This window comes from Catalinimonas alkaloidigena (assembly GCF_900100765.1).
Classification (GTDB): domain Bacteria; phylum Bacteroidota; class Bacteroidia; order Cytophagales; family Flexibacteraceae; genus Mooreia; species Mooreia alkaloidigena.
Genome location: NZ_FNFO01000006.1, coordinates 249,398 through 275,402 on the forward strand (window position 1 = coordinate 249,398; position 26,005 = coordinate 275,402).

The 26,005-nt window shown below is 56.8% G+C and carries 22 protein-coding genes; 13 read left to right on the forward strand and 9 right to left on the reverse strand.

The annotated features are described in order from the left end of the window. Nucleotides 1–18: 18 nt before the first annotated feature. Entirely contained in the window at nt 19–915 is an 897-nt protein-coding gene (locus BLR44_RS16560; RefSeq protein WP_245706090.1) for a DUF4097 family beta strand repeat-containing protein, read from the forward strand. A 42-nt stretch (nt 916–957) separates the two neighbouring features. Here BLR44_RS16560 and BLR44_RS16565 read toward each other — a convergent pair whose 3' ends face one another. Next, the gene (locus BLR44_RS16565; protein ID WP_143017334.1) at nt 958–3,369 is read right to left on the reverse strand and encodes an ABC transporter permease; all 2,412 of its coding nucleotides are present in this window, start codon (nt 3,367–3,369) and stop codon (nt 958–960) included. Nucleotides 3,370–3,491: 122 nt separating this feature from the next. After that, complete coding sequence (locus tag BLR44_RS16570) at nt 3,492–3,923, reverse strand: ABC transporter permease (RefSeq protein ID WP_176956081.1); 432 nt, start codon at nt 3,921–3,923, stop codon at nt 3,492–3,494. A 344-nt stretch (nt 3,924–4,267) separates the two neighbouring features. Here BLR44_RS16570 and BLR44_RS16575 point away from each other — a divergent pair, with 344 nt between their 5' ends. After that, a complete protein-coding gene (locus BLR44_RS16575) occupies nt 4,268–4,609 on the forward strand; it encodes a PadR family transcriptional regulator (protein ID WP_089683984.1) in 342 nt (113 codons plus the stop codon). A gap of 2 nt (nt 4,610–4,611) precedes the next feature. Then, nucleotides 4,612–7,290: an ABC transporter permease gene (locus BLR44_RS16580; RefSeq protein WP_089683987.1), complete on the forward strand. Its 2,679-nt coding sequence runs from the start codon at nt 4,612–4,614 to the stop codon at nt 7,288–7,290. A gap of 69 nt (nt 7,291–7,359) precedes the next feature. On the opposite strand, the gene BLR44_RS16585 is transcribed toward BLR44_RS16580, so the two are convergent. Then, nucleotides 7,360–8,097, reverse strand: a complete 738-nt coding sequence (locus BLR44_RS16585) for an SDR family oxidoreductase (RefSeq protein ID WP_218127105.1) — start codon at nt 8,095–8,097, stop codon at nt 7,360–7,362. 126 nt (nt 8,098–8,223) lie between these two features. Here BLR44_RS16585 and BLR44_RS16590 point away from each other — a divergent pair, with 126 nt between their 5' ends. Then, a complete protein-coding gene (locus BLR44_RS16590) occupies nt 8,224–8,571 on the forward strand; it encodes a winged helix-turn-helix transcriptional regulator (RefSeq protein ID WP_089683991.1) in 348 nt (115 codons plus the stop codon). 70 nt (nt 8,572–8,641) lie between these two features. Here BLR44_RS16590 and BLR44_RS16595 read toward each other — a convergent pair whose 3' ends face one another. From BLR44_RS16595 to BLR44_RS16605, 3 genes are all read right to left on the reverse strand, one after another. Then, the gene (locus BLR44_RS16595; RefSeq protein ID WP_245706091.1) at nt 8,642–9,070 is read right to left on the reverse strand and encodes a putative quinol monooxygenase; all 429 of its coding nucleotides are present in this window, start codon (nt 9,068–9,070) and stop codon (nt 8,642–8,644) included. Between the two features lie 117 nt (nt 9,071–9,187). Then, nucleotides 9,188–9,904, reverse strand: a complete 717-nt coding sequence (locus BLR44_RS16600) for a LytR/AlgR family response regulator transcription factor (protein WP_089683993.1) — start codon at nt 9,902–9,904, stop codon at nt 9,188–9,190. Continuing rightward, the gene (locus BLR44_RS16605) at nt 9,901–11,064 is read right to left on the reverse strand and encodes a sensor histidine kinase (RefSeq protein WP_245706092.1); all 1,164 of its coding nucleotides are present in this window, start codon (nt 11,062–11,064) and stop codon (nt 9,901–9,903) included. Before BLR44_RS16605 ends, BLR44_RS16600 begins: the two co-directional genes overlap by 4 nt. A 296-nt stretch (nt 11,065–11,360) precedes the next feature. Between BLR44_RS16605 and BLR44_RS16610 the strand changes: the two genes are divergently transcribed. From BLR44_RS16610 to BLR44_RS16645, 8 genes are all read left to right on the forward strand, one after another. After that, nucleotides 11,361–12,035: a hypothetical protein gene (locus tag BLR44_RS16610; protein ID WP_089683998.1), complete on the forward strand. Its 675-nt coding sequence runs from the start codon at nt 11,361–11,363 to the stop codon at nt 12,033–12,035. A gap of 42 nt (nt 12,036–12,077) precedes the next feature. After that, complete coding sequence (locus tag BLR44_RS16615) at nt 12,078–14,537, forward strand: outer membrane beta-barrel protein (protein WP_089684000.1); 2,460 nt, start codon at nt 12,078–12,080, stop codon at nt 14,535–14,537. A 599-nt stretch (nt 14,538–15,136) separates the two neighbouring features. Beyond that, entirely contained in the window at nt 15,137–15,526 is a 390-nt protein-coding gene (locus BLR44_RS16620) for a DUF1801 domain-containing protein (RefSeq protein WP_089684002.1), read from the forward strand. A 164-nt stretch (nt 15,527–15,690) separates the two neighbouring features. Continuing rightward, nucleotides 15,691–16,314, forward strand: a complete 624-nt coding sequence (locus BLR44_RS16625; protein WP_089684004.1) for a class I SAM-dependent methyltransferase — start codon at nt 15,691–15,693, stop codon at nt 16,312–16,314. 330 nt (nt 16,315–16,644) lie between these two features. Beyond that, nucleotides 16,645–17,211 (forward strand): Crp/Fnr family transcriptional regulator, encoded by a 567-nt coding sequence (locus BLR44_RS16630; RefSeq protein ID WP_089684006.1) that lies wholly within the window; start codon nt 16,645–16,647, stop codon nt 17,209–17,211. Between the two features lie 78 nt (nt 17,212–17,289). Then, nucleotides 17,290–18,027: an SDR family oxidoreductase gene (locus BLR44_RS16635; protein ID WP_089684008.1), complete on the forward strand. Its 738-nt coding sequence runs from the start codon at nt 17,290–17,292 to the stop codon at nt 18,025–18,027. Between the two features lie 167 nt (nt 18,028–18,194). Then, nucleotides 18,195–18,758 carry a TetR/AcrR family transcriptional regulator gene (locus BLR44_RS16640; RefSeq protein WP_089684010.1) on the forward strand — a complete coding sequence of 188 codons (564 nt, stop codon included), beginning with the start codon at nt 18,195–18,197 and terminating at the stop codon, nt 18,756–18,758. A gap of 105 nt (nt 18,759–18,863) precedes the next feature. Beyond that, nucleotides 18,864–19,730, forward strand: coding sequence for an alpha/beta fold hydrolase (locus tag BLR44_RS16645; RefSeq protein ID WP_089684012.1), 867 nt, complete (start codon nt 18,864–18,866; stop codon nt 19,728–19,730). Between the two features lie 187 nt (nt 19,731–19,917). On the opposite strand, the gene BLR44_RS16650 is transcribed toward BLR44_RS16645, so the two are convergent. The 3 genes from BLR44_RS16650 to BLR44_RS16660 form a co-directional block, all read right to left on the reverse strand. Continuing rightward, nucleotides 19,918–21,198, reverse strand: a complete 1,281-nt coding sequence (locus BLR44_RS16650) for a sugar isomerase (protein ID WP_089684176.1) — start codon at nt 21,196–21,198, stop codon at nt 19,918–19,920. An 87-nt stretch (nt 21,199–21,285) separates the two neighbouring features. After that, nucleotides 21,286–23,409, reverse strand: a complete 2,124-nt coding sequence (locus BLR44_RS16655; protein WP_089684014.1) for a bifunctional aldolase/short-chain dehydrogenase — start codon at nt 23,407–23,409, stop codon at nt 21,286–21,288. A gap of 398 nt (nt 23,410–23,807) precedes the next feature. Next, a complete protein-coding gene (locus tag BLR44_RS16660) occupies nt 23,808–24,965 on the reverse strand; it encodes an extracellular catalytic domain type 1 short-chain-length polyhydroxyalkanoate depolymerase (RefSeq protein WP_143017335.1) in 1,158 nt (385 codons plus the stop codon). Nucleotides 24,966–25,141: 176 nt separating this feature from the next. On the opposite strand from BLR44_RS16660, the gene BLR44_RS16665 reads away from it, so the two are divergent. Beyond that, the gene (locus tag BLR44_RS16665) at nt 25,142–25,903 is read left to right on the forward strand and encodes an alpha/beta hydrolase (protein ID WP_176956082.1); all 762 of its coding nucleotides are present in this window, start codon (nt 25,142–25,144) and stop codon (nt 25,901–25,903) included. The last annotated feature ends 102 nt before the right edge of the window (nt 25,904–26,005 follow it).

Here is a 26,005-nt window from a genome sequence, read left to right on the forward strand (position 1 = left end):
ATGATCCTTCATAAAACCATGCGTTCTTTTCTCGTACTGGGCCTCAGTGCCCTGTTCAGTGCCCCCCTCGCGGCGCAATTTTCTACCCAGGGATCGGCCGCTGGCGCCTCCCAAACCCTATCGATTCCGCTTTCCAGTCCAGGCCAGGCGGCCAAGATCGAAGTCGGGCTCGTCAACGGCTCGATCCAGATCGTCGGCACCAGCGGCAAGGAAGTCGTGGTGAAGGCCACCCCCCGCGCAAAAAAAGAGAAAGACAAGGACCAAAACAGCACCCTGAACCTCAACCTCAACAACGGCCAAGACAACGACCGCAACGAACCCACGGCCTCCACGGGCATGCGGCGGATTTCGACGGGCGGCTCGTTCGAACTGACGGCGGAAGAACGAAACAACCAAGTGCACATCGACCTGGGCAACAGCTGGCAATCTGTCGTCGATCTGGAAATTCAGGTACCGACCCAAAGTTCGGTGAAGGCCAGTACGGTGAACCACGGCAACATTTCGGTCGAGAACGTGAACGGCGAACTGGAGATCGACAACGTAAACGGCTGGGTGAAGCTGCAAAACGTATCGGGTTCGGTCGTGGCCAACACGGTCAATGGCGACCTGACCGCCACCTTCAAGAACATCACCCCCAACACACCGATGGCGTTTTCGACGCTGAACGGCAAAATCGACGTCACGTTTCCGGCCAGCCTGAAAGCCACGCTGAAACTCAAGTCCGACATGGGCGACGTGTTCAGCGACTTCGACGTGTCGGTATCGCAAAACCAGCCGAAAATCGAGAAATCCACCGAGAATGGGGTCTACCGCGTTTCGGTCGAAAACTGGGTGCAGGGCAACATCAACGGCGGCGGCCCGGAGTTTATGATGAAAACCATGAACGGCAGCATCTACCTCCGCAAAGCGAAGTAACGCCCCCGTCGGCAGTTACCTCCCGGAAAGGCAGGGTCCGGATCACTCGTGTCGTAAACTTTCGACGGGATTGGTCCGGGCCGCCTTTGCTGCCTGTACCACCACGGCTGCCCACGCGACCGCCAGCAAGGCCAGCCCCGGCACCAGCCAAAAGAGCCCCCCTACTTCCAGGTGAAACGCGTACTGCTGCAGCCACTGCTGCAGGCCATAATTGGCAATGGGGATGGTGATCAGGATGGCGAGCAGCACCAGTTGCAAGTAGTTTTTCGTTTGCAGCCAGAGCAACGACCCGACCGAAGCCCCGCATACTTTGCGGATGCCCATCTCTTTGGTACGCTGCATCGCCGCATAGGAAGCCAGCCCGAACAACCCGATGCCCGCAATTACGAGGGCCAGCAGCGTCAGGCCCGTCACGACGGCGTTCACCTGCTCGTCGGCTTCGTACTGTGCATTGAAGTAAGCATCGAGAAAAAAGTAGTCAAACGGTTCGTCTTCAAAAGATGCCTGCCAGACCTGGGCGATCTGGTCCATCACCTGTTGCACTCCCTGCGGAGAGGCAAGGCGTTCTGCACGCAGCTTGATCGCACAATACCCCCAACTGTTGGGTTGGAAGCGATACACCAGCGGGACAATCGCCTGTTTCAAGGATTTTTGGTGATAGTTGGGCACCACCCCAATGACCGTGAGCGCCTTTCCGGTCGTCTGGTCGACGATCTGTTGCGCGATGGCCTCTTCCGGCTGCGCGAACCCCAACGCTTGCGCCGCTGCTTCGTTCAGGAGTACCTGAGGCCAGCTCTTCCAGCTTCCTTCGGAAAAATTACGCCCCGCACGCAGCGAAATGGCAAAGGCCGGCACAAAGTTCGGATCAACCACCACGACTGCCAGCGTCCGTTGCATCGCCTCATCCGCACCCTGGCGCCGAAAGCTCAGTTGATGCCCAATGTCGCGCCCCGGTACGATGGACGTAGAAGAGACCGCCTGGACGGCCGTCTGCCGAAGCAGCTCGGCCTTAAACGCCGAGTAGCGTTCCTCCTTGTTTTCGTGCCGCTTCGGGGCCTTGAGGACCAGGGTCTGTTCGAGGTTGATGCCCAGCGGGGCGTTCCGCATGAACTGCAACTGCCGGTACATGACCAGCGCGCCCGCCATCAGAAGAAAGGCGCTGGCAAACTGCACCACCACCAAGACTTTTCGGGTGGTGGTCCGGTTCCGGGTGTGCGCGTATTTTCCTTTGACGACCAGAGGAAGCTCGTAAGACGACGTCACCCAGGCCACGTAGAAAATGGCACCCAGCGTTCCTACCCCCCAAAACCCGAACATCGCCAGCGAATGGGCCGAGAGAACAGAAAAAGAAGCCGGGCCGTGCAACGGGACCCAACCCGAAAGCCACGGCCGTACCAGCAGGGTTCCCCCGAGGGCCAGCAGCAGCGCCAGTCCGTGCAAGGCCAGATTCTCCCCGATGTGCTGTCGCCTCAGTTGCCCCGTCGAAGCGCCGATTACCTTACGCACTCCGATGCCTTTGGCGCGGTCCAGCGACTGCACTACGGCAACATTCACGAAGTTAATCCAGGCGATCATCAGAATAAGCAACGCCATGCCCGTTGCGATGGCGACCGCTTCTCGCCGGTCCGGATGCTGATCAAAGTAAAGCTCTTCCAGCGGAAGTAACGAAAGCGCCAGGGTTCGGTCCGCGGCACGTGCCCAACGGCCCAGTAGTGGCAGCACAACGCGATCGAGCTTGGCGGCGGTCGCCTGGGGATCGGCGGTCTCGGCCAGTTGCACAAAGGTCTGGTAGTCGGGCAATACCATTTCGGCAGTATCCTGCTCAAATCGGGACGCAAACAGGAGATCGAACTGCAACGAGGAATGAGCCGGCACCTCGTGCGCGACTCCGGTCACGGTCCAGCTCACCTCACTGCCCCAGGCATCGGTCGTGAGCAGCGTTTTCCCCAGCGGCGATTGCTCCCCAAAGTACTTCTGCGCCGTGGCTTCCGTCAGGACCACCGAATGCGGTTGCGTCAGCGCCCGGTCGGCATCGCCCGCCACCAGCGGAAACGTAAACATCAGCAGAAAGGAAGAGTCGACATAGAGCGCCTGACTTTCGGTAAAGACCTCGGACGCGGCGGTGTGCTGCGGTTGCACCAGTTGCTCCAACGGCCAGGTGACACGCGTCATGTTCACCACCCCGGGTAGATGCTGCTGTAGAAGCGGGCCCACTTCCTGATAGGTTTCGTTGCTTTCCGCAAGCAGCTCTCCGTGTTGAAACGTACGCTGGTGTACGGCATAGAGGGTCGAATGATGCTGGTGAAACGCATCGATGCTCCACTGGAAAGAGGTGTACAACCCAATGAGCAAGAAGGCACTCAGGGCCAGCCCCAACCCCAGGAGATTGATCAGGGCAAACCCTTTCTGTTTGAACAGAGCCCGAAATCCGGCCCGGAGTTCCGTATACCACATAATCGCAAGCGCTACCGATAAAAAGCGAATGATACGCAAGCCCGGGGGAAATGCCTACCTTTTTGCAGCCACCCGACACCAGCGTGCAGCCACCCGCCACCGCACCGTGCACGACTGCCTACTCACTCGCTCCGCAACGATTCGGTAGGATTGACGCGGGCCGCTTTGACCGTCAGCGAACCGACCGTCAGCAGCACCAGCGGAGCCAGCAGTAGAAAGGGCCAGACAAAAATTCCGATCCCCAGCTCGGTCCGAAATGCGTAGCGCCGGAGCCACTGTTCCAGCAGGAAGTAGGTGAGCGGCGTGGCGATGGCAAACGCGAGTACCAGCAACGCCACGTAGCTGCGGGACAGCATCCCGAACAGGTCCATGACGGTAGCGCCGATCACTTTCCGGATGCCGATTTCCTTCTGCTTCCGCACGACGGTGTAGTAGGTTAGCCCGAACAGGCCCAGGCACACCGCAAACCCGGCCGCCACCAGAAATACCTGGCCGTACCACTCTTCCTGCGCGTATTGCCGGGCAAAAAACGAGTCAAGAAAGTAGTAGTCCATCGGTGAGGCGGGGAAGGGCAATGCGCAGGGCATGTGAAAGCATAAGCGACGCGAGTGAGGTTCTATTTTGACGGGAAAGTGCCTGACCACGAGGCAGAAGGCAAAGGGAGAATGCCAAAGATATCCGCCGGAGGTGTAGAATAAAAATGAGCCCTGAACTTCTCGGCTAGGCCGCAGGGCTTTGGCCTCGTCCCCTGTTCTCCCCTACTGTCTCCATGTGGACACTGCCTGTCCCTTTACGGACAGTTTTGTTTTTGGAAGTCGCCCAAATGAAGCGCTGAAATGGTTTTCCTCTTCTGGCAGCTTATTTGTTATACGGAAATGGAAGTAATCTCCTCTCTCCTATGCGACGAAGTGATTTAGGTGAATTTGAAGAAGTCGTGCTCCTGACCGTAGCGGTCCTCCTGCCGCAGGCCTACTCGGTCGCCATTGCCGAAGAGCTGGAACAGGAAACCGGCCGGACCGTCACCACCGGGGCGGTGCACGCTGCCCTGCAACGACTGGAGAAAAAGGGCATGGTCCGCTCCGAAATGGGGGACGCCACGCCCGAACGGGGCGGACGGCGCAAGCGCCTCTACGAAGTGACACCCGCCGGGAGTCACATTCTCCACGCTGTGCGGAACGTGCGGAACCGCCTCTGGGACCGGATTGCGCCGCACGCCTTACCTCACCTTGGACTGACCTAACCATGCGCCCTTCCCCCGACTTCCCCCGCCCCCCGCGCTGGCTCGACCGGCTCCTGGTTTGGTGGTATGGCGACGATCACGAGGAGGTACTTGGCGACCTACATGAACGCTACGCCCTCCGTGTGCGGCAAGCCGGGGCGGCCGACGCCCGACGCCGATACCGCAGAGAAGTCCTCAGCTATTTACGCTTTTCCGCATTCAAACGAAATTCTTCTCCCTCCTCACTTCTTTTCTCCGCCATGCTACGCAACTATTTCCTTCTCGCCTGGCGCAACCTCCGCGCTCAGAAGCTCTATTCGTTTCTCAACATCGCCGGCCTGGCGGTCGGTCTCGCCTGCTTTCTGGTGATCCTTCTGTTTGTGCAGTACGAAACGAGCTTTGATCAATTCCACCAGAAGAAAGATCAACTCTACCGGGTGGCCATCCGTCTGACCGAAGGAGATCAGGACAAAAAGTTTGACGCGAATCATGGTTTCCAGTTAGGACCAACGCTGGCCGAAGAAGTACCGGGAATCGAGCAGTACACACGCGTCCACCCCAACTACGGGGAGGCGGTTCTTACGTACCAGGCGGGCAACGAAGCACGTACGTTCGCTGAAAACCAGGTACTCTTTGTGGATTCTTCCTTCCTGCAGATGTTCGATTTCCCGTTGCTCCAGGGCGACCGGACACAGATGCTGCACCAGCCCCACACGATGGTGCTCACCGACGAGATGGCCCGGAAGTATTTTGGCGACGAGGAGCCCCTGGGAAAACTCATCGAATTTACGGGATGGGTAACGGGTACCTACACCGTGGTCGGCGTGCTCGATGCGGTACCGGCCACCTCGTCCCTCCGGTTCGATTTTCTGCTGCCGATGCAGGACTTGTTGACCAGAAGACAATACCAGTTAAAAGATGCGCCCTGGGGGTGGACCAACTTTATCACCTATGTGCAATTAACGCCTTCGGTATCGACCAAAGCGGTGGAAGCGGGCATCGTCAAGACCTACCGCGCACACCGAGCGGATGAGTTTACCACTGGCGATATGAAAGCCGAGAGCTACGTACAGCCCTTGACCGACATTCACCTGAACAAGGAGATCACAGCATCGGCTACCGTGACGGGCGATCGGCAGATCGTCACATTCTTCAGCATCATCGGCTACATCACGCTCCTGATCGCGTTGGTCAACTACATCAACCTGACGACGGCACGCGCTGCCAAACGCGCCAAAGAAGTGGGCATTCGCAAGGCCGTAGGGGCACAGAAAGCACAATTGATCGGACAATTTTTGACGGAATCGGCCCTGGTCAACGTCATTTCTCTCCTGTTAGCCGCCGTGCTGGTTTCACAGGTCATCCCCCTGGTGAATCACGTGGCCGACGTCACCCTGGATGGAAATTTACTGCGCGACGGGAAGTTCTGGGTCAGCGTCGTGGTCATGTTTGTCGGCAGTACCCTACTCGCAGGGGGGTATCCGGCATTCATCCTGGCTTCGTTCAAGCCCCTGTCCATTCTCAAGCAGCAGACGAGTCGGTTTTCGGCTAGGGTATCGCTGCGGAAGGTGCTGGTCGTGGTGCAGTTCACCGCTTCCATTGCCCTGCTGGCCGGTGCACTCGTCGTCTATGCCCAGCTTCGCTACATGCAGGAACTGGAAACGGGACTCGATCTTACCCAAGTCCTGGTGATAGAAGGCCCGAAGGTGCGGCAGAGCGGGGCCGACCGCGCCGCCGAAATGGCCACGCTGAAACAAGAGTTGACCAAGCTTGCTGCCGTGGAAGAAGTCAGTATATCGGGTACAACGCCCGGACGCGGCTTTGAATGGCAAACCGAGATGTACAGAGCCAACGCCGATCCCTCGACCAGCACCGACGTGTGTGGGACGGGAATCGATTCGCATTTTGCCCCTCTCTACGGGCTGGAGGTGATAGCCGGAGCGCCTTTGTACGAGGGCATGGTCGTGCCCGACAGTGGCGACCAGTCGGTCTTGATCAACGAAACCCTGGCCCGTGCGTTGGGTTTTGCCAACAACGAAGCGGCGCTGGGGGAGCGTATCACGCCCGGCGGCGATGGGTTTGTGATCCGGGGCGTGGTCAAAGACTTTCGCTGGTCTTCGGCGCACCAACCCAACCAGCCGGTCCTTTTTTTCTATCAGTCCAGCCGCGGCCAGATCAGCCTGAAGGTAAGCACCCACCACTTGCCGGGAACCCTGGCGGCCATCGAGGCGATCTACCAGAAACAGTTTCCGGGCAATCCATTCAGTTACGATTTCGCCGATGCCGCGTTCGACGCGCAGTACAAAGCCGACCGGCGGTTTGCTACCCTGTTTGGTGCGTTTACAGCCATCGCGCTGTTCATTGCCAGCCTGGGGCTGTTTGGACTGGCTACCTTCGCCGCCGCCCAGCGTATGAAGGAAATCAGCATCCGAAAAGTGCTGGGTGCTTCTACCCAACACGTCACGCTGCTGTTGTCGAAAGACTTTCTGCTTCTGGTGTTGATCGCTTTTGTCATTGCCACGCCGTTGGCCTGGTACGGGATGCACCAGTGGCTTCACGACTTTGCCTATCAGATCGAATTGGGTCCGGGTCATTTTGCTCTGGCGGGGTGTCTGGCGCTGTTGGTCGCGCTGCTTACCATTGGGTATCAGTCGCTCAAGGCGGCGGTCGCCAATCCTGTGGATTCCCTTCGGAACGAATGAACGAAAAACCTGAACCCTCGGACCCGACTACCAACGCCGAGGGTTCGTGGCACTTAACGGACAATTTCGCTACAACGTGCCGATGCCGCCCCCGGCGATGATCTCCTCCCCGACGATGAACGAGGACTCATCAGAGGCGAGGAACGTGGCAATGGACGCGATTTCCTCCGGCGTGCCGAAACGCTTCACCGGCACCATGTTGGTGTAGGCATGCAGGGTAGCTTCCCGGTGTTCTTCCCGAATCCCCATTTTGGTGTACAGCGGGGTTGTCACCGGGCCGGGACTAATCGCATTGACGCGGATGCGCCGGTCGAGCAGCTCCGCCGAGAGCGTTCGGGCCAGGGCCACGAGCGCCGCTTTGGTGGCGGCATAGACCGAGTTGCCGGGGAAACCACGATGCACTGTGGCCGATGCGTTCAGCACGATGACGCTGCCGTCGCGCATCAGCGGCAGTAACTGCTGGATCGTGAAGTAAGCCCCCTTCACGTTGATGTCGAATTGCGTATCGTACTGCGCTTCGCTCACCTGTGTGATGGGCACACCGAGCGATACTCCGGCGTTGATGAAAAGCACGTCGAGGTGGTCGTGATGCGCACGAACTGCCTCGGCCAGTTGAGAAATGTCCGCCATCTTTCCGGTATCCGACACAAGGCCAACGGCATTGTTTCCAAGCTGCGCCACGGCTTCGTTGACTGCGTTCGCCTTTCGGCCCGTGATGAGGACCTGTGCGCCTTCGGCTATGAATCGCTGAGCGGTGGCAAACCCGATGCCGCTGTTGCCGCCCGTAATCAGGGCGACTTTATTCATGAAACGTTGCATAAAAAGTGCTTATCTTGTATGATTTCAAATGGGTTACACAAAGGAACTAACGTTAGTTTTCATTTGTAACCATCGAAGTCAGATACTAGTAACCTCATCGTAACCAGAATCTCCATGAGCAATCAGCGCTTACTCATCAGCGATTGTCCGCTGTCCAGTGCCATGTCCGCACTGGGTTCTAAATGGAAACCGATCATCGTAGCGGTGATTCGGGACCGGAAAGTTCGCTTCGGGCAATTGGCCGCCGTGATCGACATCGTGTCCCGGAAAGTCTTGACAGAACAGCTGCGCGAACTGGAGGCGGACGGCATCGTGATCCGGGAAGAGTTCCGGGAACTGCCGCCCCGTGTGGAGTACAGCCTCACCCCGAAAGGACTAGACTTGCTGCCGATCCTGAACCTGTTGGAAAAGTGGGAGAAGAAGCACGACGTGGAGCCTCTGCCTTCTCGTCAGACGCCCTGAGCATAGAATTTGACTTCACTGCACCCGTGAAAAGTGGGCTGGCCAAACTGCACCAGAAGGAAAATGGTTGCTAGGGATTGAGCTTGCGGAACACCTGGGGCATGGTCGCTTCGTCGATGGCGGCCATCTCGATGAGGCGCAGGTCCTTGACCATATGCAGGGTAGTGGTTTTGTAATGCTGGAAGTGGGGGGTTTGTAAATGCGCTTCGTACGCCTCTCTGCTGGCGTAGATTTCCAGAATCCGGATTTCGGTGGGGTTTTCCTGCTCGAACATCGGATAAATGGCGATCACGCCCGGCTCCACCCGGACCGAGGCCGCGGACTCCTCTTTCAGAATCGCGAGGTACTCGTCGAGGTAAGTGGAATCGATGGTAAGTTCTGCAATCCGAATCATCATGGCATCTGTGTCAACGGTGCCTTGCGCTCGTCCCTTCTCGTGGCAGGAAGTCAGCCACAGGGCGAAGCCAAGCACGAAGAAGCCTAATTTGAGCAATTTCATTGGATAGAGTTTGAACGTCATGGGGCAAAGATCGGGTAATTGCGAACTGCCCGTCGGGCGAAACGATGCACAGGCGTGGCCTCTACAGAACTACAAAAATCCGGTGGAAGGCCCCGCCTACCGCCGCCATAACTTATTGCCGACCACCTGTTTCAGGACCTGATCGCGGTAGTTGCGGCTGACGGGGATGCGGTGGGAACGCACCACGATGTCGGCGGTTTCGAGGGAATCGACCTTGGGAATGCTGACGATGTACGACTTGTGGACGCGGATGAAGGGCTGCCCGGTCAGGTTCTGTTCGATGTCCTTCAGGTTGAGAAGCGTGAGGTACATCCCCTGTTCGGTGAAGATCTGCACGTAGTTCTGCATGCCCTGAATGTAGAGGATGTCGCGGAAGTAGATCTTCTCGTATTTGTTCTCACACTTGATGAAGAAGTAGTCGGGTTCCGGGGCATGTTGAGCGCCTTCGCGTGCAAGGAGCCGGGCGTGATCTTTCGCCTTTTGCGAGGCCCGGATGAAGCGGTCGAACGTGATGGGTTTGAGCAGAAAGTCGAGGACGTTCAGGCGGAAGCCTTCCAGCGCGTAGCTCGGGTAGGCGGTCGTCATGATCACGAGCGGCGGGTGGGGCGTCATCTCTAAAAAGTCGATACCGCTCAATTTCGGCATCTGGATATCGAGGTAAATCAGATCGACCGGTTCGCGTTCCATCAGGTTCATCAACTCGACTGGATGTTTGCACACCCCGACCAGGTGCAGAAAGTCGATCTCGGCCACGTAATCGGCCAAGCCTTCCCGCGCCAGCGGTTCATCGTCTACAATCGCGCAACGGATCATCCTTCTACCCAGTTTTCGATGGCTACTGATTTATAAGAAGCGGCCGTTTCGGTCAACGTCAAATGCAAGGTCACCTCGAACCGATCCCGATGCGGACGGATGTCCAGCCGATGCTGGTCGGGGTAGAGCAGCGTCAGCCGTCGTTCGATGTTGGGCAGCCCGATGCCGCCGTACGCCACCACCTCCCGCTTTCGGTCGCACGACACGCTGTTGGCCACATGCAACGTCAGGTGTGTCCCATTCAGCTGCAAACGGATGTCGATCCAGTTGGTCGTTTCGTCCTCGCTCGACAGGTGCTTGAAGGCGTTCTCGATGAACGTCATCAGAATGAACGGTGCAATCAGAAGATGGTCGGTCGCCTGCGAATCGAGTGAATAGTTCACCTGCACCTGATCGTCCAGCCGCAGTTTTTCCAGCGCGATGAAGTTCTCGATGTAGAAAATCTCCTTCCGCAGCGGGATCAACGCCTCGTTGCATTCGTAGAGTTGGTAGCGCAACAGGTCGGAGAATTTCGCCAGCGAGTTGGACGCTTTGTCGGGATTTTTATGAATCAAAAAGAAGATGGAGTTGATGGTGTTGAACAGAAAATGCGGGTTGAACTGCGCCCGCAGAAATTTGAGTTCGGTTTCCAGTTTTTCCTTTTCCAGCCGCTGCTGGTGTTGTTTGCTCTGCACCCAGTTTTTGGTGAGTTTGATGCTCATCGCCAGCGTCATGGCCGCCAGCGTGGACGAAAACGGACTCTGAAAATAGATCAGGTGCAGCTTGTTCCTATCGAAGTGGTACACCTCGCTAACCGTCCCTCCTTCGCACACCGCCCCGAGGTAATAGCCCGCCATGATGCAGCCCGCCACGACGAAAATCAGCGCGGCCAGCGCCAGCAGATAGGTCACCAGTTTCCCTCGCTCCAGCAGACGCGGCATCAGCACGTAGAGGTTGAAATACACACCCAGCGCCTGAAAGACGACGTACGAGAGGTACTTCACGAAGTGGGGCAGTTCCAGGATGGACCGCACCGCCTCCAGCGGACTGCCCGCCGCGAGCGACCACCACATAAAATGGTAGAAGCCCCAGAAAAACAGGTGGTAGAGTTTGTAATCCACCACCCAACGGAGGGATGCCGGCAGGGTGGCGGTCGTGTCAGACGCTAGGTTCCTCATCATTCGTTCACGAATCCATCCGGTAAGATAAGAAAAGAACCGCGTTCGCTTCGCCGCCGCTACACCACCGGTCGACCTTTGTTGATGACCGGCAGGAATGGCTACACCACCACTCGCCTGGCGGGTAGGCGTCTCCCCTTTTGCGCCAGACCGACCGGTTGTCAATTTACGTGCGCCTCTTGTCAACCTCATTTTTAAAAGCGTGTGCCACTCGGTTTCTTCGCTTCTGTTCGGAGCCGCTGCCGGCTGCTTCGTGCTGCGGCGTCCGAACATCACATTTTTCACTTCACCTTTTTCCCATGAAACTGGAACACGCTCTTTCTGCCCTTCTGCTGATCGTCGCCCCGCTCGCCGCCGGGGCGCAGCACACCGAGACGTCACTCCCCGCCTACGTCAGTCCCCAGGACCACTGGCGCGTCTATACCGACCCTGACCAACGCCTGACCCGGGTGCAGTTCTTCGACGACCAGCACCGTTTGCTCTACGAGGAAACCCTGCCCGGCCAGTACCTCAAGCTGACCCCACGCAACGTACGGAAGCTGAACGAAACCCACGCCCGCCTGCGGTCAAATCACCTACTGTCCACCACGTTGCAGGTTTCGGCACTACCGGATCTCCCCGCTCCGGCACACCTCACCCCGACCCGGTTTCAGGCCCACGTCTTTGCCGTGGCCGGTACGGCCCGCTTCAAAGTCACCTTCGATAATCCCGAGCGGGATGTCGTGCAGATCTGGCTGAAAGATGCGCAGGGACACACGCTGCATCACGACAAGGTGCAGGCCCGCAGCTACGTTCGCAGTTTTAACCTGACGCCCCTGCCCTCCGGCGACTACCAGGTGGAAATCAAGCGCGGTCGTACCGTGCAGAAACAAACCGTTTCGCTGGCATGGGAACGGGTCACGCTTCCTTCTCTTCAAGTAGAGGAGACGCCCCCGCCCCCGGCCGACGTGCCGGCCGACGACTGGCTGCTGTAACTCCGGCTGCGCTCGGTACCCACCTCCCAACCCCACCCGCTCATGCGAACCGACTTCATGCTCCTCTGCTTGTTGAGTTCCGTCACCCTCCACGGGCAAGCGTCCATCGACGGCACCTGCCTCGCGGCGGACCAGTCGCCACTACCCTACGCGACCGTTGTGCTGCTTCACCCCGACAGCACACTGGCGGCCGGGGTAGTCACCGACGAGGCGGGGGCGTATCACTTCGCGTCGGTACCGATCGGCACGTACCGACTCCACATCAGCGCCGTCGGGCATCAGTCCTGGACGTCGGAGCCGTTCCACGTTCGCTCTCCTGGCGAGCACCTTGCGATCGGCACGTCAGTACTGCCTGAAGCGACTGTACAACTCGACGGCGTGGTGGTGCGGGGCGAAAAGCCCCTGTTTCAGCGGGAAGCGGACCGCACCGTGGTGAACGTCAGCGAAAGTCTGCTGTCTCAGGGCAGCAACGCCTTGCAGGTGCTGGAACGTGCGCCGGGTGTGACCCTTGATCACCGCAACCAGCAGTTCATGCTGAACGGAAAAAGCGGAGTGACGGTGATGCTCAACGGAAAGCTTCTGCGCCTGCCCGCGGCGGACGTGATGGCAATGCTGCGCGGCCTGAACGCCGACCAGCTGGAAAAGCTGGAAATCATCGATGCCCCGTCGGCGCAATACGATGCGGAGGGCAGCGGGGGTATCCTCAACCTGGTACTCAAGCAAGAACAAGACGACGGTACCCACGGCTCCGCGGCGGTGTCGGTCGGTTACGGCTGGGGCGAAAAAGGGACCGCGAGCGTGAACCTGGCCCACAACCGGGGCGCTACCCGCCTGTCCGGGAATTATGCGGTTATGCACGACCGTTCCTTTCACCAGTGGTTCGCCCGCTCGACGCAAGACATGCCGACCCTCGGTGGTGCGCTCGACGTGGACTTCCTCAACCAGAACCGCCGTACGCAAAACAGCCACAACTTCCGCTTCGGGCTGGAGCATGACTTCACTGAACGCACCACGCTGGGCGGCGACCTGACCTACAACCAGGCCCACAATCCCGCGTCGGTCTACTCGTTTGCCCACTACCGCAGCGAGCCGGACTCCGTTTTGGTGATGCGGTCGACGGTCGAAGGACAGAACCGCTGGCGCAACTTGGACGCGCATGTGTACCTGGATCACCAACTAAACGAGGGCCAGCGGCTCACGGGAGAAGTGGATTACCTCTATTACCAGAACGCCAGCCCGAATCAGGTGCACAATGCGTTCTCGAACCGGGAAGGCGTGCCCGTGCGGCCCGAGGGCGCTGCGTTTCGGAGCGAGTTGCGCGGCACCAGCCAAACCGGGATGCACATCGGCGTCGTGAAACTGGATTACGTGCAGCCACTGAACCCGCGACTTCTGTGGCAGGCGGGCGGCAAGGGCACTTTTTCGGCCAACGCCACGCGGGCAGGGCTGGCCCATTACGAGCCGCAGGAAGGCTGGCTCGACGAAGCCCGCACGGCCAGTCGGTTGCAGGTGCGCGAGCGCATCGGGGCAGGCTACACCTCTTTTCAGTGGCAACCGCGCGCTACTACCCAACTCACCGCCGGACTACGCTACGAATATACCGACCGGCACATCCGGCAGGCCGACGGCATCACGTTGCGCCGACAACACAACCTGTTTCCGTCCCTTTTGCTGTCGCACCAGCTCGCCGATGCCTCTCGCCTCAACCTCTCCTACACCAAGCGGATCAGCCGCCCGACCTACAACGACCTCGCCTCCTACCTCGTCTATACCGATCCGGTGTCTGTTTTCACAGGCAATCCGCTGCTCCGGCCCGTCATTACCCACGCCCTGACGCTGGGGGTTCAGGTTCGGGGCTACGCGGTTTCCCTGGGCTACAGTTACGACGACCGGCCCATCGCTCAGTACCAGATGACGCGCAACGCGGAGGGCACGCTGATGTACGTCTCGCCCCAAAACCTGGCCTACCAGCACAACCTTACCTTGCAGGCCACGCTACCGCTGCAACTCACACCGTGGTGGAGCGCCACCCACACGCTCATCGGAAGCGGACGGCAGTTCCAGCTCGCCCACACCGAGCAACCCGCGCAGAAAATCTACGGGACGTTTTCGTTCAACGGCAGCCATACCTTCCTGCTCCCGGCCCGGTTCGCGTTGGAACTTTCCGGCTGGTACCATGCTGCGCAATACAACGGCTCCGTGCGCGTCGACGGCATGGGACAGATGAACGCGGGGCTGAAAAAAGAACTCGGGGAACGGGGCGGCACGCTCCAACTGACGGTGACCGACCTGTTCAAAACCCTGCGGATCACCTCCTACTTCGGCCGCGTCACCGAAGAGGTGTTTTCCCTCCAAAGTGAAGTGTACAGCCGCACCGAATCGTCCCTCTCGCGCATCTTCCGGCTGAGCTATGCCTACACCTTCGGCCGCCAGGGCACCCCGCCGAAACACCAGCGCCCCACCGGCTCGGAAGAAGAACGCGGCCGCATCCGGAACGAGTAACCGGGCCTCAGAAGCCTACCGGCAGGACTCAAAAAGTAGCAATTTTCTCCACCTTATGATACGTGTGTATCGGATTGCAATTGCACACGCTTGGTGCCAGCAAATCGGGCTGGATTCCGAGTACAGACGCTTTTCGCGCCTACGACAGAACCTTTAACTTGAAAACGAAGACAGGTGTGCCGCTAACCAGATAAAAACCCGCTGATTTGGTCAAGAATGCAGATGAAGGAGTAAGACTTAAACTTGAAGTTGCTCCAACGGTCATGCATGCTAACTTGCATAAGAAACGCCAACCGCCACCATCCCTGCCGTTGGCTTGCCCTGGTGATTACCGGTCCCTGGGGAGACGAGACCTTTCCAAAAAGATAAGCATGCGCAATCCCCCTTCATTTTGTCGCATTTGACCTTCAACATCACAAAAACAACCTCCTAAATTTGTTCCAAAGGATAAACAGGCAACGGGACAAATGAGGCTTGACGCCTAGTAGACACAAGAGGGAGAGACGTGCCTACAGCACGCAGAGAGCCTTTGTTCGCAAGCTAGTTTAAACGCAAACGCTCCGTCTGAATCAAACCACACACATCGCTAAAAATTAACCATGAGTGGATTAAACCTTGAAGTCACAGAATTTCTTGACACCCTACATCATCCTTTAAGAAAAGAGATTGAACTACTAAGAGAAATTATTTTAGAAGCAGGAAGCAGTTTGTCAGAAAACATAAAGTGGAATGGACCTAATTACAGTGTCGATGACCAAGACCGCATTACCATGAGGGTGCACCCCCCAAAGCAACTACAACTAATTTTTCATTGCGGAGCGAAAAAACAAGAACAACCCAAAGAAAGAATCATACAGACTGATTCCAATCTTATAACGTGGAAGGAAAACGACAGAGCCGTTGTCACATTTAAAAATATGTTCGAAATTAAAAATGGAAAAACAGACTTGTCATCAATTGTAAATTTGTGGCTTTTAAAAACGACATAAACCAACGAACGCAAGTAGTATGTAAAAACAATAGCCGGGCAAGTGTCTGTGCGAGCGGCTTCAACCCGCCTCAAAATTGAAACGGGCGGATGAGGTTGTCTCCTGCAATCGGCTACGGTTCTTCCCTCTAGCGTTGGTAGCAATGAAAACAAACGAAGCAAAAAATGACAGACACATGGCTGGACAGATGGAACGACCGGTATCGGCAAAAGGAATTTGCCTATGGCACCCAACCGAATGAATTCCTAAAAGAACAACTCGATCAACTTAAACCTGGCAAAATCCTTTTTGGAGCGGAAGGCGAAGGCAGAAATGCAGTGTATGCCGCAAAACTCGGTTGGGAAGTTTTCGCCTTCGACATAAGCGTTGAAGGGAAAAACAAGGCCTTGAAACTTGCAAAGGAAAATAAGGTTTCGATTGATTATCAAGTTGGACAACTGCCCGACTTAAATTTCGAAGATGGCCAATTTGATGCCTTAGCGCTTATTTATGCGCATTTCCCGCCGAACCTCAAATCGGAATATCATCAATTGCTCGATCGAAAATTAAAAAAAGGCGGGATTGTACTAGTTGAGGCCTTTGGAAAAAATCACCTCGCGTATCGAAACGCGGACCCTAAAATTGGAGGACCTGCAGACCTGGAAACCTTGCTTTCAACGGACGAACTGAAATCGTACTTTAAAAAGTATGAAATTCTGCAACTGGAAGAAAAAGAAGTTCAATTGCACGAAGGGCTTTACCATAACGGAAAAGGCTCGGTAACCAGATTCGTCGGACGAAAAGAATGATCCTTCCGCGTCCAGGGCATATTGTAACCTGAACAAATGAAAATCTTGCCGAGCGTTGTAAGCACTTCGCCGGTGACAAGCATCAGTACCAGCAAAGCGTGAAGTCCGACCAACGGAAATCCGACCGAAAACAAGAAAGGCAAATTATTGACCAAGCGTTTGCATGCGACTAATAGCCAAGAGGTAACAGGAGCCTCTTGCAGGCAGACGTGTAAAATTCAATAGCTGTTTTCCCAAAACATCCGTAACGAATTACGCTCTTGTGCTTTGATCCGGGCGCTTTTTATCAAATGGTAAATCAGTACCAAGGAGCTTTTGCCAGCTTACTGTATGAAAGAATTGGTAGAATATATTTTACAGTTTGGCCATCTCAATACACAGCAAATTGACCTTGTGTTAAGCAAAGCAAAAAAATCAGCCCTTCGAAAAGACGAATATTTTTCGGAGGCCGGAAAAATCCCCCGACAAGTCGGCTTTGTGGTGGAAGGCGTTGTTCGGGGTTGCTATTACACGAACCAAGGCGAGGAAATCACCCGTTGTTTTATTAGTGAAAACAACTTAGTGGTTGATTATGTCAATTTTGAGACGAACACGGTCTCTTCAGACTACTTACAAGCCTGTACCGACTGTACACTTTTAGTCTTTTCTAAAGAGCATTGGGAAGACCTTTCCCGCATCATTGTTGCTTGGGACAACATCAAAAACAAAATGGTGCAGCTCTGTATGTACCAGAAATCCAGAAAAGGACCGGTAATTTCGCAAGATGCGACGACGCGTTACCTGGCATTCCTCGAAACTCATCCCTCGCTCATCAACCGCATTCCCCTGACCTACATCGCTTCTTATCTAGGCGTTACCCAACAATCGTTAAGCCGGATACGCAAGAACCTCCGCTGATCGCTTTTTACCATTTGATAAGCTGTTGCATTTGGAACCTACCCACCTTTGCTGCATTACGTGTCAAACAGAAGAAAAATGAAAAAAGCGTTAATTACCGGAGCCAACAAAGGCATCGGTTTCGAAACAGCCAGGCAGCTCCTGCAACAGGGATTCTACGTCTACCTTGGAAGTCGTGATATAGCCAAGGGACTTGAGGCGGTTGAAACATTGAGAGCCGAAAGGCTGACCCAGGTGGAATTCGTAGCGCTAGACGTTACCGATGATAATTCGGTACAGGCAGCTCGCCGCGCAATCGGCCAAACAACCGTTTCCCTGGACGTGCTTATCAACAACGCTGGCATTAATGGAGGAAGTCCCTATACCGCTCTTGAAGCCAACTCCTCGCAATTTATGGCCACGTTCGACACTAATGTAATTGGGGCGGCACGCGTTACTCAGGCCTTCATTGATCTACTGCGCAAATCGCCGGAACCTAGAATTGTCAACGTAAGTACCAGCGTGGGCTCGCTTGCCTTACAAAGCGACCCGAACTGGCCCGCGTATAGCGTTGCAAAATATGCGGTTTACAGCGCATCAAAGGCCGCTTTGAATATGTACACCATTCATCTGGCTTATGAGTTGCGCGATACTGCCTTTAAAGTCAATGCAGTGTGTCCCGGGTATACAAGCACCGACTTCACGTTCCACCATGGAGGAAAAGTGGCGGTTGCAGGAAACCGGATTGTACGCTATGCATTGATTGATCAAAACGGCCCTAGTGGTAAATTCTTCAGCGAGGAAACCAACCCGGAAACAGGAACCATTCCGTGGTGATCAACCCGCTACCCCGTACCGTTACCCAGCTCCAGGCACGATTAACGGACGCATTTCTGAAAGCTGCCTGGTGCCAAGTCGTTTAGAGCCACTGAGCAAATGAGGTAGCATACACAGTTATTTACCAATCGTTTGGTAAATAACGTGTCTAGTCGTACGTTTGCACCATGAGACCACAAAAAGTATCGGACCACGACGTGTTGGCAGCCTTGGCGGAGACCTTTCGTGCTAAGGGATACGAAGGTGCGAGTTTGAAGGAACTGTCTGAAGCCACTGGCCTACAGAAGGCGAGTCTCTACCATCGGTTCCCCAGGGGGAAACAAGAGATGGCCGAAGCTGTTTTCGCCCACCTCCAGGAATGGGTGGAAGAACATGTGTTTCGAACGTTGACCCATGAAGGCGATCCCCCCACCATCCGATTAAAGAAAGGGCTATCTCAAATCAGAATCTTATACAAAGGCGGGCAAGAAGTGTGCATCCTGCGGGCCTTGTCCATGCAAACCGGTCTGGAATTGTTTGAGGCCCAGATACAGAGCGGTATGCATCAATGGATAGCTGCGTTTGAGAAAGTCGGTTTAGCGCTGGCGTTTTCGCCGGAAGAGGCGAAGCAAAAAGCATTACAAACCCTGATTTCTTTGCAGGGGAGCTTAGTGGTAGCGCGCGGCCTGAACGACCCAACTCTCTTCGAAGACACGTTACGCACGATTGAACGTACTTACATAAAGACGTAAAAAATTTACCAACAAATTTTACCAAACGTTCGGTAATAAAAATATACATCTGTGATTTGTCCCTTAAAGAAGTTTTCTAACCTAATCACAACATATCCATTTCCCATGAACCAGATTCAATATAAGACCTTGAATGTCAACGGTGTGAACATCGCCTACCGTGAGGCGGGTAACGTCGAAAACGCCACGATTCTACTCCTACACGGCTACCCTGCCTCCTCACACCAATACCGAAAAGTGCTGACCCACCTTTCGGATGAGTTCCATTTAATAGCGCCCGATTACCCGGGCTTCGGTAACAGCGACTTTCCCTCGCCCGACGAATACACCTACACATTCGACCACCTGGCCGCCACGATCCAATCGTTCATAGCCTTGAAAGGCCTCACTTCGTATGCCCTCATGATGCAGGACTATGGCGCTCCCATTGGCTTTCGAATTGCGACGGCACATCCCGAACAAGTAACCGCCATCATCACGCAAAACGGCAATGCGTACGAAGAAGGCATGGGCGAGGCCTGGCAAGGAATCAAGGACCTGTGGGACCACCGAAATGAACAAACCGAACAAGCGCTGTTGCCCGCGTTCACACTGGAAGGTCTGAAATGGCAATACACACATGGCACCCGAAATCCCGAGCATGTCAATCCTGATGCCTGGCATTTGGATTACCTGCGCATGCTTCGGCCTCATGCCCATCAAATGAATTTAGACCTGTGGTACGACTACCAACACAACGTTTCCCTCTATCCCCAATGGCAACAGTACTTACGAGACCACCAGCCCCCTTTGCTGGTAGTTTGGGGGAAAAACGACGAATACTTCCCGGAACGCGGCGCTCAAGCCTACAAAAAAGATGTGAAGCAGGTGAACTACCATGTATATGATACAGGGCACTTTGCATTAGAGGAAGACGGAGAAGCGATCATCGCGCAGATCAGAGCGTTTATGAAAAAGCACTCAAATCGGTAGGGCAAGGCCCATGCATAAGAGCGAGGCACTCAAAAAAAAAGCGGGCTCTTCCGGGGAAAGAAGAACCCGCTCCGTTGAACGAAAGGACGTTTTGCAAGCACTTGGTTGACTGGCGTAGGCTCTCTGGGATGGGAGAAGACCTGGTGACAAATTGATGGTTTGTTTGGAAGTGCCAGCCGTGGGTTGCTTACAAACCGGTGGCGATGCCCACCCCTCGCTCGTCGTACAGTTGCCGACGGACGTCCAGCTTGCGGTAGAGCCCGAGCGGATCGAGCGCGCCCCCCGCCTGGCGGAAGGCTTCCCGGACCAGCGGCCGCACGTCGGTGCGAAATGCGTTTTGTAAAATCTCCTGCGCCCCGACCACGTCGTTGTCGGCACGGGCGGCTTCCAGCGCTTGTTTATCGACCAGCAATGCCTGCGCGTAGGCCAGTTGAATGGCCTCGACCGATTGCAGGAGGTCTTCCAGCGGATCTTTCAGGTTGTGGCTGGCGTCGATCATGTACGAGATCGGCGGATTGTTGGTCTGCGGATCGTCCATGCCGTGCACCAGCTCCAGGAAGATCAGGTACAGTTGGTACGGCTTGATCGACCCAACGGTCAGGTCGTCGTCGGCGTACTTGGAATCGTTGAAGTGGAACCCGCCGAGCTTGCCTTCCATCAGAAGCGTCGCTACGATCTGTTCGATGTTGGCGTTGGGCAGGTGGTGCCCGAGGTCGACCAGCGTGTAAGCCTTGTCGCCCAGCTTGTTGGCCAGGAGAAACGACGTGCCCCAGTCCTGAATGACCGTCGAGTAGAAATACGGCTCAAACGGCTTGTATTCCACAAATACCTTCCAGTCGGCGGGCAGGGCCGCGTAGATTTCCCGGAGCGATTCGTAGGTATTTTGCAGCACTGTACGGAAGTTCCGCTGTCCCGGAAAGCTCGAACCGTCGGCCAGCCAGACGGTCAGCGCCTTCGAGCCGAGTTCTTCACCGTAGCGAATCACCTCCAGGTTGTGCTCGACCGCTTGTTTGCGCACGGCCGCGTCGGTGTGCGACAGCGAGCCGAACTTGTACGAATGCTGCTGGTCGCGCTGATCCTGAAACGTGTTGGAGTTCATCGCGTCGAACGCGAGGTCGTGCTCCTGCATCAGGGCTTTGATGTGCGCGGCATTTTCGGGAATGTCCCACGGAATGTGCAGCGAAATGGCGCCACTCGACCGGTTGAGGGCGTGCAGCAACCCAACGTCTTCGATCTTCTGTTCGAGCGACTGCGGCTCCCCGACCCCGGCGTAGCGCCCGAAGCGTGTCCCGCCGGTGCCCAGCGCCCAACTCGGGATGGCGACCTGGAAGTCGACCAGGCGCTGAATCAGGTCCCGGACCGCAACGCCTCGTTCGGAAAGTTCTTCGGACAACAGGTTCAGCCTAAGCTGGTGAGACGCCAGAAGCGGCTGGTTGTGTTCCTGAATCCGGGCTTTGGAAAGTTGCATGGGCAGTAGGTTGAGAAAAGGAGGATGAAGGTACAAAAAAGGAAGGAATGACCGAAGTCCATTCCCTCCTTGTATCGATTTGAGTGGTTAACGCACAAAAGCCGCCGCTACCCCACCGTCCACATTCAGGATGTTGCCGGTGCTTTTGCTCAGGATGCCGTTGGTGAAGGCCAGGACGGCGTTGGCAATGTCTTCGGGATAGAGGATTTCGTTCATCAGCGTGCGTTTCGCGTAGTACGCGGGCAGTTCGTCGACCGTGACGCCGTAGGCTTTCGCGCGGCCTTCGGCCCACTTGCCTTCCCAGATTTTACTGCCGACGATCACCGCATCGGGGTTCACCACGTTCACGCGGATTTTGTCTTTGCCGAGTTCGGCGGCCAGGAGACGCGACATGTGCTGCTGAGCCGCTTTGGCGGTGCCGTAGCCCACGTTGTTCGGACCGGAGACCAAGCCGTTTTTCGAGGCGATGTTCACGATATCGCCACCGAGGGGCGTGCCGCCGAGGGCCTGTTTGCGCATGATGGCGACGCCCTGCTGGCTCACCAGGAATTGCCCGCGGACAATTACGTTTTGCAACAGGTTCCAGTCGTCCTGCGTCGTCTCTTCGATGGGTTTGGAGATGGCCAGACCGGCGCAGTTCACCACGATGTCAACCCCGCCGAATTCCAGCGCCGATTTCTCGAACGCCACACTCACGGACGCTTCGTTGGTCACGTCGGCGACCGCATAGGTCGAGACGTCCCGGCCGAAGTCGCCGTTGGCTTCCTGCAAACGCTCTTCGTAGAGATCGGACAGCACCACGCAGGCCCCTTCGTCGGCCAGCTTGTTGGCAATGGCCCGCCCGATGCCGCCACCGCCGCCGGTGATCAGCGCGATTTTACCGCTCAGGGTTTTGGGCTTGGGCATGCGTTGCAGCTTGGCTTCTTCCAGGAGCCAGTATTCGATATCGAACGCTTCCTGCAGGGGCAGCGACGTGTATTCCGACACGGCTTCGGCACCGCGCATCACGTTGATGGCGTTTATGTAAAACTCAGACGCAACGCGCGCGGTCTGCTTGTTTTTCGCAAACGAGAACATCCCCACGCCGGGCCACAGGATGATCACCGGGTTGGTGTCGCGGATCGCTGGGCTGTTCGGATGCTTGTGGTTTTCGTAGTAGTCGGTGTAGTTCTTGCGGTAGGCCTCGAACGCGGGGGCCAGTTGCTCGGCGATGGCGGTCGCGTCGCTCAATTCTACGTCGGCCGGCAGGTCCAGCACTAGCGGGGCAATCTTGGTCCGCAGGAAGTGGTCGGGGCAACTTGTGCCCATCGGGGCCAGCTTGTCGAGGTCGTGGCTGTTGATGAATTCCAGCACGCGCTGGTCGTCCGTAAAGTGGCCGATCATCCGCTGCTGGCTCGAACAGAACCCACGCAGGACCGGAGCCAGGGCGGCCGCCTGTTTTTTGCGTGCCTCTTCGTTCAGCGATTCGACGCGCGCGCCCCCGAAAACGGGACGGTCTTTTCCGGTATGTTCCGCCAGGTATTCCGACGCTTTTTCGATCACTTCCAGGCTGTTCATGTAGCACTCGTACGACGTATCGCCCCAGGTGAACACGCCGTGTCCGCCCAGCACGATGCCCCGGATGCCCGGATTGTCACGCAGGCATTTTTCGAGTTGCAGCCCCAGGTCAAAACCAGGACGCTGCCACGGCACCCAGCCCATCTCTCCGTTCCACAGCTCCTCGGTAATCTTCTGGCTGTCTTTCGCGGCCGCGATGGCGATCAGTGCGTCGGGATGCAGGTGGTCGATGTGCTTGAACGGCAAAAACCCGTGCAGCGGCGTATCGATCGACGGCGCTTTGGAGTCGAGGTCGTAGATGCAGTGGTTGAACAGCGCCACCATCTCGTCTTCGTGCTCGATGCCACGGTAAACGTTCTGCAGGTTGCGCAGGCGATCTACATACAACCCGGCCAGGCCACTCCGCTTCAGCGTCCCGATGTCGCCCCCCGATCCTTTGATCCACATTACCTCGGTCGGCTCTCCCGTCAGGGGATCTTTTTCCATCGTCTTGCAGCTGGTGTTTCCGCCGCCGTAGTTGGTGATGCGCAGGTCGGCACCCAGGATATTGGAGCGGTAGAGCAGCAGCGCCACTTCGTCGCCTTCCAGCGCCTGGGCCTTCTGATCGTCCCACAAGTAGTCTACGTACTTAAAGTTTTGAACAGGAGCTTCCATGTATAAAGGTTGGGTTGGATGATAAAATGCGAACCTAATGTACCCGTATCCGCACGATTAGCTGTTCTGTACTCTACTTGTTAGCTGGATAGAATGATTGAATGAGAGGATCACTGAATGAGCGAATGGCGCAAAGCGCGAAAGGGCGCCTGAAGTTCCAGGCTTACGGGGCGTCCACATGCCAAGGGCTGTCGGTCCACTGGTCACGAAAAGGCCCGCTGTCGATGCCGACAAAGGATAAACCGCTAAGGCTTGCCGGAGGCACGAAAACGTAACAAAAGCATAATGCGATAATAAGTGCACGAGAGGGCAGAAAAAGGACCTCGACATGCCTTATTTATATCACCCTCTTCCCTTCGCGCCAAGCGCCCCGCGCATTCAATGATTCAATGATTCTGTTATTGCTTCACCACCAGTCGCGTGTCGCGGGAGCGGTCGGAGGAGGTGATTTCCACGACGTAGACCCCGGCGGGACGGTTGCGGAGGTCGACTTCCACCCGATCGACGCGGCGGTAGAAACGGCTGGACAGTACCTGCCCGGCCAGATCGCGGAGGCGTACCCGGACAATCTGCCGCCCCTGCACGGTCACGATATCCGCCGACGGGTTGGGAAACAGGTGCACGGCGCGAATTTCGGAGGACAAGCCCGCACCCGACGGTTCCGCACACGCCAGCGTGTACTGCTGGAAGAAGTCCCACATCAGGTCGGTGGCATTGAGGTAGTGCGACGGCGGATCGCCGATGGGCGTCTGGTTGCCACCCGGCCAGGAGTGCCCGCCGTCGTGCGTCAGGTAGCGGTGAATCTCCACCCCGCAGTCGCAATCCGTCCATTGGGTCAGGAGGTACTCGTCGGTATCGACCAGCGTATCGGCCACCGGACGGCACCCGTTCGCCGCCGCCCATGCGTCTAGCACCGAATCCTGCGGCGCGTTGTAGTGGTTCGAAAGGCCGTCGCCCACGCCCCCCCGGTACGGCACACTGCCGTCCTGGGACGAATGAAAATGGATAATCGGTACGGGGCGGCCGGGCGTACACGCTTCCAGACTCATGGAACAGGCCACCGGCGCAATGGCCGCGATGCGGTCGGAGCGCTCGCAGGCGAGGCGGTAGCTTATGAACCCGCCGTTCGACATGCCCGTGGCGTAGATCCGCGTGGTGTCGAGGGCGTACCGGGCCGTGAGCGTATCGAGCAACGCCGTCAGGAAGCCGACGTCGTCTACGTTGCCACTACTGGCCGGACCGCAGCACCACCCCGCGTTCCAGGTGCGGATGTTCAACGCCCCGCCCCTGATTCCCTCCGGGTAGACCACCACAAACCCCGCGGCGTCGGCCTTGGCGCTCAGCCCGGATTGGTCTTGTAGGTTGAAGGCACTTCCCCCGCCGCCGTGCATCGCCACCACCAGCGGCCACGCTTCCGTCTCCGTATAATTGGGTGGCAGGTGCACCAGATAGGTCCGCTCCAGCCCGTCGTGTACCAGCGTGTCGTACTGCGCAAAAGTGGGGCAGTTGAAGAAAAAACAGCAACAAAGTGTGAGAAACGAAGTATACCTGATCATGGTACCTAAATACGGCTCGTACTGATGAAAATACGCAGGAAAAAGGGCACGGCCTAACAATGCAGGAGAATACCACAAGATGGAGTGCCCCACCACGCCCGGAAACCACAGCAACCGGAAGCACCCCCTCCACGTTGGCCGGTGACCCACGGATGGTTGGATTGAACAGCAAGTTATTGAAGAAAGCGAATTACACCCTTCATACCCCGGTCGGAGAGAGCAAAGCCACCGCGCTGCTGATCCACGGCCTCAACGTCAGGCCCGATAGCCTGGGATGGCTCATCGACCAGTTGACGGCGCGAGGCATCCGGGTGGTGAATGTGCAGCTCCGCGGCCATTCGAAGGCCCATTGCCCCCATCACGCGTTGCACCGAATTACCTGGGAAGACTGGGTAGACGACCTGCAAGCCCCCCTTCAGGAAGTACGCAACCGTCCGGCGCAACCCTGTGTTCTGATCGGCTATTCGATGGGTGCGCTGGTGGGGCTGGAAATCGCACACCGCTATCACGTTACGTTTGACCGGTACCTGTTGCTGGCACCACCGATCCAGATCAACGCGCTCTCGCGTCGTCTGTTGCCCCTCTGCCGACGCTTCGGCCGGGTGGTCCTCCCCAGTTTCACCCCGAAAGCGTACCGCGTGTACCCCGCCCTCCCCATCGGCCTGTTCCATACGCTGGCGACGGGCATCCGCTCCGTGGCGCAGCGGAAGCACCCCGGCCCCCTCACGATCCTGATCGACCCGTGCGACGAGCTGGTTTCGTTCGCAGCCGTCAAGGCGTTTGCCATCAAACACCGCGCAACCTTAAAAGTCATTGCCAAAAAAATAGGCGATTGCCGGTACGGACACATCAAGCATCTGATCGTCGACGAAGCGTCGTTAGGCCCCGCCACCGACCTGCTCCGGGACTACCTCAACCGCCTGCCCCTCACTGAATAAAACAGCACCCCGCCCCCACCCCGCAAAATCGTGGTGGTTTTGCGCTACATTGTACGGTAGTGGGCCACATCAAAAAGCAGGTATAACTCGCTATTTTTACGT